Genomic DNA, 15,060 nt, shown 5'->3' with positions numbered 1-15,060 from the left:
ACGCACAACATCCAGCCATCAGCAATTATTTGCCGATCTGTTGGCCACCGGTTACGTAAGTACTGTCTGACTAACGTACCTGGCGGGCAGGGTAAAGCAGTTTAGCAGCCCGGAACGAGCCATCGGCGGCCTGAAGAAGTTTTGCCTTCAGCCGGGGATTATACGTAGGATGCTCGGTCAGAAAAGTGCGTACAATCCGGGTCACTTCCGGCGTCTGGTAATTGCTCAGCGTTGAACGGAGCCAGGATTCAGGAAAGAATATGTCGCCTGTTCGCTGAATGTCTTCAAGCAGATCGAGACTGGTTCTGATGTAGTTCGCTGACGTAGCTGCCCGTAGCGGATGGTGAAGATACCCCAGTGCGGCCGTGACGTAGGCTTCGCGTTCCCGGTTGGCTGCGTTGCTCAGGGAAGCGAAGAAGGCGTTCCTTGTTTCCTTATCCGGCGACAGCGCCGGTATCATAAACTGAAGACGCTTTTTACGGTCCGGGTTTTTAATCCTGGCCAATTGCTGCTGAAGTAATCCGTCGGCGGGGTAGTCGCGTACGGCCAGCGCCAGCGCCAGGCTGGTGTAATCATCTTCGGTGAGGGTGACACCGGCAGGTGCCTGCTGATTGTTCCAGATAGCGTACAGCCGGTTGCGGGCCTCATTGCTCAGGGCAATGCTTTGGTAACAGCGAAACAACAGCTTCTTTTTTCCAGCCTGCTTCTCCTGTTCCAGCGCCCGCCAGAGTTCACTTTCCAGCGTCGCGGCCAGTGCAGGCCGATCGTCGGGGCGAGTGAGCCGCCAGAAAATGTCAGACAACTGATTGGTGATCAGTCGAATGTTCAGTTCCTCTGTTTCCCGGCTGAGTTGCTGTTGATACAGCGCTGCCAGTTGGCTTGGCGTCACGGCTGTTCCGCCCAGCATATTTTCGTATAAACTGATGTAGGCCGATGCCCGCCCCACCGGATTGGTAAGCTGGTTCAGGCCCAATAGCAGGCGCGGATCAACGGGAAACTGCCCGTAACCCTGCCCCGACGAATTAAAAAGGACAAACAGCGGTTCGGCCTTGCCCACTGCCTGAGTTAGCGTCACTACGGGCTGGTTCATGTTCACGGTCAGTTCCTCCACCCGGTCTGGATATACCAGCGCTACCTCAAAAAACTGGGGCCATTGCCTGTTTGAGCCGTCTTCGCCTGTCTGTGATACGACAAACTGAGAAATCCTGTGCTGACTGGTTTTTAACTGGTACGAGAAACGGGGGCGCCCTGTTTCGTTCACCCAAACCCGATTCCAGCGCAGCAGGTCGGAGGGGGTGTAGGCGTCCAGAATGGCGATGAGATCGGCCCAGGAGGCGTTACCGTAGGCGTATTTCTTCAGGTACTCACGCAGGCCATTGCGCAGTGCCTCTTTGCCCATCAGTCGTTCCAACTGCCGCATCATGATGGGGGCCTTATGATAAATTATGCCGCCGTACAGCGTGCCAGCTTCCTGCAGATTGGCCAGCGGTTGTCCAATGGGGTTGGCGCCTTCAGTTCGGTCTACGTCATAGGCTGCGGGGAAGTGGGCAATCAGGAACTCAAGGTCGTAGTTGCCATCGGGCATATTTACCTCGGTGATCTTATCGGCTATAAAATTGGCGAAGACTTCCTTCATCCAGACATCATCGAACCAGCGCATCGTTACCAGATCGCCAAACCACATGTGGGCTGTTTCGTGGGCAATCAGCGTTGCCCGACTCAGTTTCTGATCGCGGGTGGCACCATTGTCCAGAAAAAGGCTCGCTGCCCGGTATTGTATGGCACCAACATGTTCCATGCCACCGTACTGAAAATCAGGAATAGCCACAAAATCAAACTTGCTGAACGGATACTTGATCTGCGTATAGTCTTCCAGAAATGTCAGCGCATCGGAATGAGTAGAGAAAATGGGGTCCATGCTCAGCCGAATTTTCGTTGAGTCTGTTTCGCGATGGAAGAAATGCATCTCTCGCCCATTGCGCTGCTGAACTACCGTCTCGAACCGACCGGCCGCAAATGAGAATAGGTACGTGCTGATTACCTCCGATTCGCCAAATCGAAGCGTTTTCCGATCGCCGCTGCGGCTCGAATCCAGCAACGCGGCGTTGGTCATTGCCCGCCAGGTTCCGGGGATGGTCAGGGTGAGCTGAAAAGACGCTTTCAGATCGGGCTGGTCGAAGCAGGGAAATACGGTGCGGGCACGGTCGGGAACAAGTAGGGTGTACAGAAAATCGTCGCTGCGGTTGAGCGACAGATTACCGGCCGTAAACTGAAGGGATACCTGATTGGCACCTGCTCTCAACAGATGGGCATCAATAAGAATATGCTCATTGCCGAAAACAACGGGAATCTCAACCTGATTCACCAGTATACGCTGAAGCTGGGTACGTTGCTCTTTAAAATCGAGCTGAACCGGCTGATCATTCTGTTTCCAATTGAATGAGATCGTTTCGAAGGCGCTGATGGGCTGAACTTTACCAGTAGGGATATCGAACCGAATGGCATACGCCAACTGACTGATCGTTTGTTTTCGATGGATGGCCAGTTGTTTCGACACCCCTGCTTCAACGGGTAAGTTGACGGATGATGCTGGCTTGCTCTGACCATAGGCAGCCATAGTTAATAGTTGTAGCAACGAAAACGTAAGGGCAGACAGTGGCCAGTAGTGAGCAGGGGAGAGGCTTGCGGGCATATAACGCGAGAGGTAATTCATAGATAGGTAATGAAAGTAGTAAAGTAGATCAGGTTTACCATAGCGCTGGTTACCAACTCAAGTATTACAGCCTGTTTATATGAAGTCGGCCCCGGTTTATTCTACCGAAGTGGCAAAACACCTACCCGACCTATGAAGCAGGAAGCTGCTTGCGGGCGTAGCCAGATTCCCGAAAGTCGATCAGGTAGATAGCCATGTCGCTCAGTTTATGGTTATTCCCTGTAGCCTGCTTCGGTAGGCGTCAATCAACAGCTACCTGAACAACCCGGAACGAAATGGAAGTGAGTACGATCATTCTTTTAATCCTGGCTATCCTGATCGGATTAGGATATGCCGGATCCAGATGGGCAAAGCGGCGCACTGCAGTCCGTAAAGATCTGGTTGATCTGGACTGGCAGGAAGATCAATACCGATACAGCGTTCTCGACAGATTGGGGCGAAGGGTAAAGTCAATGAAGGCAAGGTGGCTGAAACAGGGAAGATCCTGACAGGCAGAAGCTCCCTTCGGCTTACGGATAGGGTCAGCTGATGGTCATAAAAACGACCATCTTTATCTATAAAGTATTGACTATCATGTGGATAGATCAGTTAACTATCCGTTGGGATTGTGTTGACATATCTGGCTAAAGTCGATATGAATGGGCCCATAAATGCCAAAAACCCGCTTTTTGGGCGGGTTGGCTAATCGGTGAACAACACGATATTAAGTAGCGGGGAGCACGCTCTCACCTACCTAATTCTATGTTTTCGATTCAAGAGAGTTACCAGCATGAAATACCCTTATTTAATCATTAAAGCCACGTTTAGGATAGGAGAGTAGTTAGGTAGGATTAGGCCGAACATGAATAAGTTAAGCTATTCCGTACACCATACCGTACACAGACTTATATTTGGTGTACGGAATAAGCCCGCTAAACGTCTATGGCTCGTACCGCTGATTCACCCGTTACTTACCTGCTTCGTGATTCAAAGGCAACCAAACCAACGCCTATTATCTGTGTAGTACGATTCGAGAACCAGCGCCTCAACGTTGGCTCAGGCTGGAAGGTATTACCCGCACACTGGAATATAGGTACTAACCGGGTAAAGAATGTTGTTGCGGCCACTGATAAGGCCGATATAAACACTTGGTTAGGTAATACAGAGGAAAAGATCAAGGCAATCATAAGTGATATGAAGGCAAATCTCATTCCTTTAACAAAACAGAGTGTTAGGGCCCGTATTGATGAATACCTTAAGCCAGTAGCTAAGGAGGAGCCAACGCAGCCCGCTCTATTTACCTTCATTGACAGGTTTATCGAGACCGCCAACGAACGGGTTAACATCGAAACGGGGAAGCAGATCCATTACCGCACGATACAGAAGTACAGAACTACGGTCAAGGTACTTCGTGATTTCGCGAAAGAGTACCATCGGCCGGTAGACTTCGATACGATGGACCTGGCATTCTACGAAGCCTTCACAACGTACCTGACCAAAAAAGGACCGGAGAAGAGAGGAAGCCAAAAAGGGGGAGAGGAAGCGACCAAAAAGAAGGAGCCCGCCAAACGCGAAGGATTAGCCGTGAACAGTGTAGGTAAGTACTTACATACCCTGAAAGTATTCCTCAACGAAGCGGCCGCCAAGGCAAAGACGTTAGGCGTTGAGGTAAACCCTGAATACAAGAACAGCCGGTTCAAGGTGATGAAAGAAGATGCTGACAGCGTGTATCTGACCGAGCCAGAATTAAAGCTACTGATTGATTTAGACCTCACCGGCAAATCGCGATTGGAGCGCGTCAGAGGTCTGTTCTTAGTCGGATGCTATACCGGGCTTCGCTTCTCTGATTTCACGGCCATACGGCCAGAATACATCAGCAACGGGCTTATCAGGATGGAGCAGTTTAAGACGCAAGGTAAGGTCGTTATACCTTGTCACCCCGTCGTTACGGCTATGCTCGATAAGTACGCAGGTACGTTGCCCGCCGCGATCAGTAACCAGAAGATGAACGATTACGTAAAGGAGCTTTGCCAAGTTGCTGGAATCACCCAGAAAGAATGCAAAGGCATAACGAAGGGAGGAAAGCGGGTTATACGCTCCGTTGAGAAGTGGGAACTCGTCAGCACGCACACAGCGAGGAGAAGCTTTGCAACTAACATGTATGTGCTCGGAGTGCCAGCCATAACGATCATGAAGATCACTGGCCACAAGACAGAGAAAGCATTCATGCGGTATATCAAACTTGATGAAGAACAGCACGCACAAATCATAGCCCAGCACTGGCAAAAGCAAGTTGCCGCTGCCTCAACGTCTATGGACTTTCAACAGTACACTGGAGATTTTTCTTAAGCGGCCATTGGGAAAGTGTAAAAATATGATTCTTGTTGAGCGGGAGTTTGATAGTTCAGGCTTGACTGTTTCCGCCGACGATTGTACCAACCCTCGATATATTCGAAGGTGGCCAACCGCGCTACACTCCGAGTCGGAAAATCAGTATGGTTCACCAGTTCGCTTTTGAACGTCTTGAAAAAGCTTTCCGCCACGGCATTGTCCCAGCAGTTGCCTTTCCGGCTCATGTTCTGTACGACTGGCAGTCCCTTTAATTGCTCTCTAAACTCAGTACAAGCGTACTGGACGCCACGATCTGAATGAAAGAGAAGTTCACCCTTTATACGCCTGTTTTTGAGCGCCATACGCCACGCAGCCACGCTCGTATCGATGGCTTTCAGGGTATCGCTCAATGCCCAGCCGATCACCTTTCGATCTGCCAAATCCAGCACAGTTGTCAAGTATAGCCAGCCTTCACCAGTTGGAATATAGGTAATATCGGACACCCATTTCTGGCCTGGCTTAGTAGCCGTAAGGTCTCTGTTTAACAGATTCTTAGCTACTGGATAATCATGCGATGAGTCGGTCGTCTGAACACGATACTGTTTATACATGATACTACGGATAGCTGCCTTGCGCATCAATCGGGCCACCCGGTTCCGTGACGCTTTTATGCCTAGTTCCTGCAATTCATCAGCGATCCGGGGGCTGGAACGTCAGCCCGGTGCCATATCGATATTGACTCTGGGTGTGTACCCTTCGAATATCGTCCAGCAACTGAGTTTGTTTTGACTGCCTGGCACCGACTGGGTGCTTGCGCCAATAATAGTAGCCACTGCTACTGGCCTTCAGCACTTTGCACATCTTCTCAACCGCAGCGGCGGACCGTGGGAAACTGATTGGCGTGTTCCGCTATAAATCGGAAAGTTTCCCCGGTCCGCCGCTGCGGTCTCCCCTGGAGAAGATGCCGACTGCTGGGGTATGTCGCGCTCAAGCTGAGCCTCTTTAAGCTCTTTCTGCAGTCGTTTGATCAGCTTCTGTTCCTCGCTCAATCCAACGGCCGGGGTTGCTAATTGACTGAAATTCTTGTGGTTTTGACGCCACTTAGTGATTCGGCTTGAATCGATGCCTAACTCGCGAGCAGCCTCCTGAACCGAGCCTTTTGCATGGGATAACTTAACCGGTCCGCCGGTGCGGGCCATTCTCCTAAACGCCTCCGGTCCGCCGGTGCGGTCGAATACACGCTTTTTTTTCATGGGTACCTTCTGGTTTGGCCCCAAATGTGCCTAAAAACTCTCTCCAGTCAAATGTAGCAAGTCCAGTTATTCATTTATATGTCTTTTGGTGTGTAGCTCCCAAAAGACATATTGGGTAAAAGTCTATCTGTGACCCAATTAGTATTGATTAAACGTGACTTTTCTATGTTGAGTCGAAGCATATGCTACCAACAGACTCTATTTAAGCAATAGGTCAGGCAAAATTTACACGGTTAAGACCAATAAAGACCGTAGATAACCAGTCCCACCAGGATCGACTCAATCAACCAGATGGTGCGCGTATTCGAATGCGCGAGACGTCGAATCAACCAGTGTGCCCCCAGACATCCAATCATGATGGGCAGCCCTAGCACAATCTCAAGTGGATAGTCTCGCTGTTGGTCGGGTGTTCCGTAAAGCGTGTAGTACAAGCCATGCAGAATCTCGTAGAGACCCACTAAAGCGCCTAGGATCAGGGGTGTAATCCAGTTTATTAACTTCTCAATGGTCATATAAGCGCCTAATAGCTCTTTAGCTTTCCACATGCAATTAAGGGACATATTAGCAAGTGACCAATAGATTTGGCGTTGCTGGCTTTTTGCCACTTTTGACGCCAACTCAAACGGGAGGTGCTTAAATACTTACGAGCTATAAAGGTGCTCGAAGGACAATAGTATTGTAATATGCCAAATGTGGACAGCCTGCTCAGATTCTGGGCGAGCTGTCCACATTTGGGCTAATAATCTATCACTATCTGATTGCCATACCGAGCCTTTGTAAGACAGTCGTAAAGCCGCCTGGAAAGGCTAATTTGACTTTTGTCAGTTTTGTCGGTAGGTCACCTAGTCGTTTTGAATAATATCAAAACAATTGTAAGCTGTAGCTGATATGGAAATTGAAATGCTACACAAACTATGTATACTTTTTAAAAGCTTTGGCTTATTTAGTAATGAGCTCAAGAGCCTCTACATGAGTGGTATATAAGCTCAACTACTGCTGCGGCCGTAAACTCATCTTTTTTCTAGAAGCTGTTTCACTAATTGCTTCAGTTCATCCATATCAGCCTTTAACCGTTTCAATTCCTGTTGCTTAGCTTGATCAGCCTTTTCTAACTGAATACTGTACAAAGTCAACTCCTCAATCTTTTCTAATAACTTGGCATCCGTCTTATGCAGGTTGTTACCCTGCTCAACCATTTGCGCGGCTGACGGTATGCCCGGCAAATGCCCGTTGACTTTTACAAACTGATCAACCTCCGCTAAAGCCATGAGCTGGTAACCGGACGCAAAAACATGATCGCTCCAGTCACTCGTATTCTTAACGGCGACCTTGACCTTCTCCGTTAAGACCCCCTCTTCAACAAAGAGTTTGTAGCCTGTCGGCGTTTCGTGGACCCCCTTGCCTATGACCACCGATTCGCCGTTCAGGCTTTGCAGCAAGTCACCCACACGATGCCACAAACTCTCGGCCGCCGATTCTCGGCCACCGTTCGTTGTACTCCCCAGGATTACGTTGCCGACTGAATCAACGGTTAGAAACTTAGTCCGATTAAGCACCGACGCGATCGAACTGGTCGTTAGATTCTCAAGCCGTAGTCCCGATTGTCCGGCTACGCCTGATGTCAGATGTAGCCGGGCGGTAGGAGCCGAGTTGCCAATGCCTACGTTGATGCCGTTCCCCAACACCATAGCATTAGATACATTTACTTGGGCGTAGTTGCCAATAGCTGCAGCGTTGGAGAGCGTTGGTGCACCAGCACTGGATGCGAAGCCAAGGAACAAGTTGTTGTTACCTGACTCTAATCCGCCACCGCTGCCGAAACCGATGGCTAAGTTGTTACTGCCACCACCAGCACCAGCGTTGGTACCTAAGTAAACATTATAGCTGCCAGTCTCATTCCGACTACCTGTGTTATCACCTAGAAAGAAGTTTCCGGAGCCTGTGCGGTTGACTAAGCCCGCATTGGTACCCATAATGAAGTTAGAACTGCCAGTTGTGTTATTCAGACCTGACTGTACACCCATGAAAGTGTTGTACCGTCCGGTGGTGTTAGAACCTCCGGCCCGAAAACCAAGGAATGTGTTACCCGTACCAGTGGTGTTCTGTCCTCCGGCTTGAAAGCCCATAAACAGATTAGAGGTTCCTGTCGTGTTGGCCGTGCCCGCCTGATAACCAAAAAACGAGTTATTCGTAGCGTTGTTGACTGAGCCAGCTGCGAAGCCAACAAATGTATTGGCGCCCCCGTTACCACTCCCCCCCGCCGAGTTGCCGACGAACGTACTTCCCGAGCCGTTTGTGAAATTTTGTCCAGCAGCGGCCCCGATAAAGGTGTTTTCAATACTACTGCTGGGATTATCTCTGATTAAAGCCGCACCCGCACTGGGGCCAACAAGCGTATTCAAATAGCCAGGTGTTGCCGATTGGGGACCATTTATGACTAGGTTTTGAGCCATTACTGCCCCTGAAAAGAATAATAGCCATCCACCGATCAATGTGGTTTGATAGAAACGGGTCATGAAGCAAAAGTTAAAAAGGTTGAGTAAATGTTCACCGTCAGCAAGATACAGAGCAGGCTAGAGATTAACAATAGTGGTAATATGAGGGCGCTGGATGCAAGAGCCGCTGGTACTATGCATCATTCGCACCTTCTACGAGGCTAACCGGTATAATCGAGCCGAACCCATCCAAGAGTCTACACCTGGCTCACTTTAGGGAGCTTATTTCAAGTCGCACTTCGCCTGTAGCAGTTGTAAATGTATGGCACGAGTTTCCAGTGAGCAGGGCAATCAAGACAGCCAGTCTGATCAATTTTATGAGCAGCAGTGGCAAGAGTATATAGCCTACGAGACAAGGGCTCGATTAGCACTTGAAGAGCAGCAAAAAGAGGAGGAGGCGCAGTCTTATCTCTACGAGATCAATTTATCTGATCGAGGTTTTGTACCCGTTGCTAAGTGGTGCCGTACGTGAACGTCTGAGAGCGTTCACGTACGGCACCAACTCGGCCGCCTCCCGGTTTACCATTTCTGGCCATGGTCATTGGTAATTAGGCTCGCCAGCTTATTTTAAACTGAGGCAGCTGACTCTAACCCAAGAAGCCGTTAACAAAATCTCTGCAGACCTGTTAAGTTTGCACTTTGTAATCTCTGGGCAAGCGTACTGCTTGCTCATCCGCTGGACTGGATTTGAATTTTACAAAGCACACCGAAGCTGGCTCCAACCGCTTCGGTTTTTTATTGGCTGTCTGCCAATAACTGCAAGGGATTGATCTAAAGATCAATCACCTTTCCTATACTCAACAGCATTCTATCTTCACGCGACATTATTACTAATGACGGTGAAGGGCCCCCGCTATTGGGTTTGAGTATCACATGACCATCAAGACCGGAAGGAAAACATCTTCATCCGTATTTCTAGAGGGTGAATTGAACATGACCGAAGTGAGTCGGATACTTGGCCATAAGACGGTTCTCACAACCGAGCGTTACTATTGCCGCACCACCGCTCAAACCGTCATCAATGGAATGAAACGGACTGGCATAGTAAATCGATAACAAAGTTAGCGCCGCTGTCATCTGCCAACTATTTGTCACCAGATTGTGACTTATTGATTCACAAGCGGTCCGAGGTACTTTGTGACGAGGGTATACAAGACCAACCACCCGCGCCGGGCATCACCACACCGGGCGAACCCACGCCGGGGGCGGTAGTCTGTCCGGTTACGGGTGCGGTTATCAAACAGCCACGTGCGGGCCAACGGTTTGTATCTGCGACAATGCTACGTAACAACGACGATCTGCTGCTGACGCTCACCAGCCAACACCGCGAATATGTCAAAGGCTCGAAAGAGGATGAGTATAGCCGCACAGCGCACAACGTCAGGAATAAGGACAGTAACCAGCGCAACAATCTACGGCGCAACATCAACAAGATTAATCGAAACCCTACACTGTTTGACGTAGCTGACACCTTGCGGCTAACGACTAACCAACGGGCCGCACTCGACTATTGGAATGGAACGCCCTATGAAGTTAACCAGTAACGTACTGCATCATTCTTGCAACCTCGCAACATCATATCAGTATAACGTCATAGGGACTACCCAACACCGTTAAGTCCTCCACTAGTTTGATACGTTTTCCCGTTCGTTCTGCTTCTTCCAATAACCTGTATAGTCTGTCTGGGTTTGACCATACGACCATACGGGCAGTACCGAGGGTTTGTGCATATATCCATTCTTCTGACCCTACAGCATGGTCATACTTATGGTCTTGTATCGTGTCAAATATTTCTTCTCCCCTGCTCATAGTGCGTAGGTTCCTTTAGGGGTTTGCCGAATCAGTGCCAGCATGGCCAGGGTATCTAACAAGGGTAGCACTTTGGCAGGTTGCCTTTTCTGGAACTAGGCAGCAACCGGGGCACTTGTTGCGGGTGTTGCCGTTGGCAGGTTGATACCCAACTGCTGTTGGCCAACTAGCTTCAATTTTCGAGATAGGTTATTGGAGAGTAGCGTGCGAATCAATAGACTAAATCTGGAAGGGATTGTATTGAAAGATAATATACGTTGTAATACCTGATCTGCTGTATACTTGTAACCTAACTGCTCTTGCTAGCCTGTGCATTTATTTTTACGGCCATATTCACTATTGATACAAACAACCCCTTTTCCACTTCCACTCATTTTTTTCTTTAACACATATGAAACATTCTACTTTCTTGTCTCAACAAGTTCTTATTCTATGGGCTGTCTTCTCCTTACCCTTGCTCAGTCAGGCTCAGACCAACTACGTGGCCAACACGGTCAATGCCAACACACCGGGTACCTACAACACCCTGGTAGGCCCTTTAGCAGGCTCAAATAGCTTAACAGGCGAAGCTAATACTTTTGTAGGTTATGGTGCAGGCAATCTCACTACTAACGGGAGGTGGAATGCCTTTATTGGCGCTAATGCGGGCTATTCCAATACCACGGGTATCGCCAATGTGTTCACTGGTTATGGTGCGGGCAACTCCAACACCACAGGTGCCGTCAACGTGTTCATAGGGTCTCATGCGGGCTATTTTAACACGACGGGTAGTCAAAATGTGTTCAGTGGATATCAGGCAGGCTATTTCAACACGACGGGTTACGCCAACGTGTTCACTGGTTATAGTGCGGGTTATTCTAACACGACGGGGAACTACAACGTGTTCACAGGAAATAGTGCGGGTCAAAACAACACGACGGGTTACGCCAACGTGTTCACAGGATTTTGGGCGGGCTATTCCAACAGCACAGGTGGTCAAAACACGTTCCTAGGATATCAGGCCGGTTTCGCCACTACCTCTTCGGCTAACACCTTCCTGGGTTACAAGGCGGGATTTAGTAACACCTCCGGTCAATACAATTCCTTCATTGGTGTGCAGGCAGGTCAGGCCAACACCACGGGCTCTTCCAACTACTTCTTCGGCACCAACTCGGGGGCCTCTAATACCACGGGTACAGGCAACTACTTTCTAGGCGATAACGCCGGAGGGGGCAACACATCCGGGGGCTTCAACATCTATATCGGGGCCAATGCTGGCAACGGTAGGGGGGTAAACGGGGATAACAACCTGGCCATCGGTTTTGAGGCCGGTAAGACTAATCAGTCGGGTATCAACAACACCTTCCTCGGTTTTCGGGCCGATGCAGGGGCAGGTAGTTTGAGTAATGCCACGGCCATAGGCAACAATGCCAAAGTGACGGCCTCCAATAGCCTGATTTTGGGCAGTGGTGCTAACGTAGGCATTGGCAATACGGCCCCTACTGCTAAGCTCCACCTCACCAGTAATACAGCCGATCAGTCGGGTTTACGGCTGGAGAACCTCACCAGTGCCTCTCCTGCCGCTGGAGGACAGAGCAAGTTCTTAACGGTTGACGCTAACGGCAATGTCATCCTGGGCACGAGTGGCTCAGGACGGATTGGAGCTAATGAACTCTGGTCAACGAGCGGAGAGTACCTGCACAATGCGAATGCAGGCGGAGTCGTGATTGGGCAGGGCATTGACAAACTGCCGTTGGATTACAACCTGTTTGTGAGCAAAGGTATCCTGACCGAGAGGGTCAAGGTAGCGGTGAAGAACACCTCGGAGTGGTCGGATAAGGTCTTCGCCCCCACCTACCAGCTTCAACCGCTGGCGGAGGTGGCTAGCTATATTACCCTTCATCAACATTTGCCGGGCGTGCCATCGGCTCAGGAGATGGTGGAACGGGGCAACGACTTACATCAAACCGACACCAAGCTTCTGGAGAAGATTGAGGAGTTGACACTCTACAGTATTCAGTTGGAAAAGGCGGGGCAGTTGTCAGAGCAGAAGCATCAGCAAGAATTACAACAGCAGCAACTTACTAATCAAACGCTAAGGGCCAGGATTGACAAATTAGAGCGAATGGTGCAACAGCTACTAGAAAAGCGATAAAGATTTTAGTCGCTACAATTCTGAATGTAATTGCAACAAGTAGTACGCTAGGGTTTGGCTACACTATTGACCATCCCTTCTAACTGGTCAATCCGTTTCTGTTGCTGCATCAACTCCCTCTTTTGCTGAAGTAAATACAGGGTTAGCTCCTCCACTTTCTCAAGCAACAGGGCATTTATCTTCGCCAGGTCGACGCCTTCTTTCATTACCTCGTCGGCCGAAGGAACACCTGGCAGGTGACCCTGATCCCGCACATATCTTTCTACTGATTCCAGGGACCGAAGCTGGTAGGATGGCGCAAATACCCTATCGCTCCACTCGCTGGCCTTGTTGATCCGTAGCTGATAGCGAGCCTTGATGATGTCGCCTTGATCGTTCACTGTCAGAAACTGATCTGTACTGTGGGTGCTCTGGCTGTTGGCCGTCAGATGACTCAAGCGCAGGCCGCTGGTATTGTCTAGGGAACTAACTACTTCTAACCGTGTGGCAGGGGCTGAGGTACCTATGCCCACATTGACGTTATTACCCAGCACTAAGGCATTACTGATTGCCACTTTAGAGCCTGAACCGATCGCTGTTGAGTTATGCAGATTAGTGGCCAGCGCGTCGGTGTCACGTTGTTCCGTATTGTAGCCGATGTACACATTGTCATCAGAGTTGCTGCCGGCTGGTCCGGCTCCATTGCCTACAAACGTATTATGGCTACCACCACTATTGCTCCGCCCTGATGCTGTGCCAATAAAAGTGTTCCCCCTGCCGGTAGTGGTCGCATAGCCAGACTGGTAGCCTACGAACGTATTGGAATCAGCTACAGCACTATAGCCCGATTGAAAACCTAAATAGGTATTGACCCGGCCAATACGATTAGTGTAGCCCGATTTGCTACCGACAAAGACACTTCCACTGGTTGCATTATTGTAGCCCGCCGAGTCGCCAACCACAACGTTGTGATTGGTACCATCAGGATAGCCCCCGTAACCTGCCGATGACCCCAGATACACGTTGTAAGAACCCTTTGACCGTGATAAGTCGGAAAATAGTCCACCGCCACAGCCAGCATATCGACCAATAACGACGTTATGCTCACCATTTAGTGAATAGCCCGCCCAGAAGCCCATATACGTATTGTTGCTTCCAGTGGTGCGCAACCCAGCAATGTAACCAACGTATGTATTATTGGACCCATAGTTGAGTGTTCCTGCGCCACGGCCAATAAATGTATTTGCTGTACCAGTATTACCCGAATTAGGTTGCGAAGCGATAAAAGTATTGGCAGCGCCAGGAGTAGCGGACATTGGCCCAGCAATCACCATATTATCTTGTGCCTGTAAAGCATCGGTTGTCACGACCAATAGGCCGACAGAAAGCATCAAGCAGTAAAAAAACGGCATATGTCTTATTAGATAGTTATAAAAAAATCAGGCCCTAGTAAGAAGGCGGATCTACTGGGCTGCCCAGTAAAGTTGGCAACAATTTGTTTTAACAAAGGGCAGGTGACCTAAATAATTATACGCTCCTACGCAAATAATGGAGGGCAACGAGTGTAATGCCTTTTCTTGGATTGTGGCTATAGATTGGCTTTAAGAGCGTGAAAGCACAATTCATTCCCGACGGCCAATAGGGGCGGTGGTTTGAAATACCCCGACATAGCCCAATAAAAATATCTTTCGTCGTTTTATCAGCGCATCGCCTTAGATGTTGGTGGCATTCTGTGTCTTGATTGTTGCCCATAGCATGGACTTCGATAAGCTAAGCATTTGTTTAGTGGTAGTAATTAGTGAGTCTACCCACTCGTACCTAATCCGTACTTGCTCGTACCTATCGTATTTCTCGTACCACTTCGTACTTCCGTATAGGTACGAATGGTACGAACAGTGAAGATTATCTGGAAAAAATTTACTCCGAACAAGGGCTATCGCTTGCTTTTATATCGTTTTGAGGCCCTGCTAGTTGGAGTAGGGGCTCACTATTTCGAGAGAAATAGTGAGTTGACTAGCAATCCAGATATTTAGTCAGTGCAGATTCCAAGCTGATTGTTTGACTAATCTGTCGCCTACACCGTACACCAATCCGTACACTATTGTAAATGAATAACGCCCAACCGTCTGACAAGCAGATAGTTGGGCGTTCTTAGTATAGCGGGGAGCAGGATCGAACTGCCGACCTTAGGGTTATGAATCCTACGCTCTAACCATCTGAGCTACCCCGCCGAATTGTTCTGCAAAAGTACGGAAAATCTTTTTTGAGACAACGGGGTGCGCCTTGTATTTGGTATATATTTTACGTTACCTTGCCGAAACCTTGTCGATCACCGTCTGATAGTCCGCCTGTTTTTCGTGGTAAACG

General features: G+C 49.3%; 9 protein-coding genes and 1 tRNA gene. 4 read left to right on the top strand and 6 right to left on the bottom strand.

Annotated elements, in window-relative coordinates:
• Nucleotides 1-70 precede the first annotated feature (70 nt).
• Nucleotides 71-2,617 (bottom strand): M1 family aminopeptidase, encoded by a 2,547-nt coding sequence (locus J2I46_RS22150; protein WP_207331426.1) that lies wholly within the window; start codon nucleotides 2,615-2,617, stop codon nucleotides 71-73.
• A 1,017-nt stretch (nucleotides 2,618-3,634) separates the two neighbouring features.
• Between J2I46_RS22150 and J2I46_RS22145 the strand changes: the two genes are divergently transcribed.
• A complete protein-coding gene (locus tag J2I46_RS22145) occupies nucleotides 3,635-5,041 on the top strand; it encodes a site-specific integrase (RefSeq protein WP_207331248.1) in 1,407 nt (468 codons plus the stop codon).
• Here J2I46_RS22145 and J2I46_RS22140 read toward each other — a convergent pair.
• From J2I46_RS22140 to J2I46_RS22130, 3 genes are all read right to left on the bottom strand, one after another.
• Entirely contained in the window at nucleotides 5,038-5,721 is a 684-nt protein-coding gene (locus J2I46_RS22140) for an IS3 family transposase (RefSeq protein WP_310589073.1), read from the bottom strand. The two genes, J2I46_RS22145 and J2I46_RS22140, sit on opposite strands and share 4 nt — an antisense overlap.
• A 147-nt stretch (nucleotides 5,722-5,868) precedes the next feature.
• Nucleotides 5,869-6,276 carry a transposase gene (locus tag J2I46_RS22135; protein WP_207331246.1) on the bottom strand — a complete coding sequence of 136 codons (408 nt, stop codon included), beginning with the start codon at nucleotides 6,274-6,276 and terminating at the stop codon, nucleotides 5,869-5,871.
• Between the two features lie 1,010 nt (nucleotides 6,277-7,286).
• A complete protein-coding gene (locus J2I46_RS22130; RefSeq protein WP_229379887.1) occupies nucleotides 7,287-8,792 on the bottom strand; it encodes an autotransporter outer membrane beta-barrel domain-containing protein in 1,506 nt (501 codons plus the stop codon).
• Nucleotides 8,793-9,033: 241 nt separating this feature from the next.
• Between J2I46_RS22130 and J2I46_RS22125 the strand changes: the two genes are divergently transcribed.
• From J2I46_RS22125 to J2I46_RS22115, 3 genes are all read left to right on the top strand, one after another.
• The gene (locus tag J2I46_RS22125; RefSeq protein ID WP_207331245.1) at nucleotides 9,034-9,243 is read left to right on the top strand and encodes a hypothetical protein; all 210 of its coding nucleotides are present in this window, start codon (nucleotides 9,034-9,036) and stop codon (nucleotides 9,241-9,243) included.
• Nucleotides 9,244-10,048: 805 nt separating this feature from the next.
• On the top strand, nucleotides 10,049-10,315 hold the full coding sequence (locus J2I46_RS22120; RefSeq protein WP_207331244.1) for a hypothetical protein: 267 nt from the start codon (nucleotides 10,049-10,051) through the stop codon (nucleotides 10,313-10,315).
• A 656-nt stretch (nucleotides 10,316-10,971) separates the two neighbouring features.
• A complete protein-coding gene (locus J2I46_RS22115) occupies nucleotides 10,972-12,714 on the top strand; it encodes a beta strand repeat-containing protein (RefSeq protein ID WP_229379886.1) in 1,743 nt (580 codons plus the stop codon).
• Nucleotides 12,715-12,761: 47 nt separating this feature from the next.
• On the opposite strand, the gene J2I46_RS22110 is transcribed toward J2I46_RS22115, so the two are convergent.
• Complete coding sequence (locus J2I46_RS22110) at nucleotides 12,762-14,009, bottom strand: hypothetical protein (RefSeq protein WP_229379885.1); 1,248 nt, start codon at nucleotides 14,007-14,009, stop codon at nucleotides 12,762-12,764.
• Nucleotides 14,010-14,850: 841 nt separating this feature from the next.
• Nucleotides 14,851-14,924: transfer RNA gene (locus J2I46_RS22105), tRNA-Met, on the bottom strand.
• Nucleotides 14,925-15,060 lie beyond the last annotated feature (136 nt).

Source organism: Fibrella forsythiae (assembly GCF_017353175.1).
Taxonomy (GTDB): Bacteria; Bacteroidota; Bacteroidia; order Cytophagales; family Spirosomataceae; genus Fibrella; species Fibrella forsythiae.
This window is presented reverse-complemented; position numbering and strand designations above follow the sequence as displayed.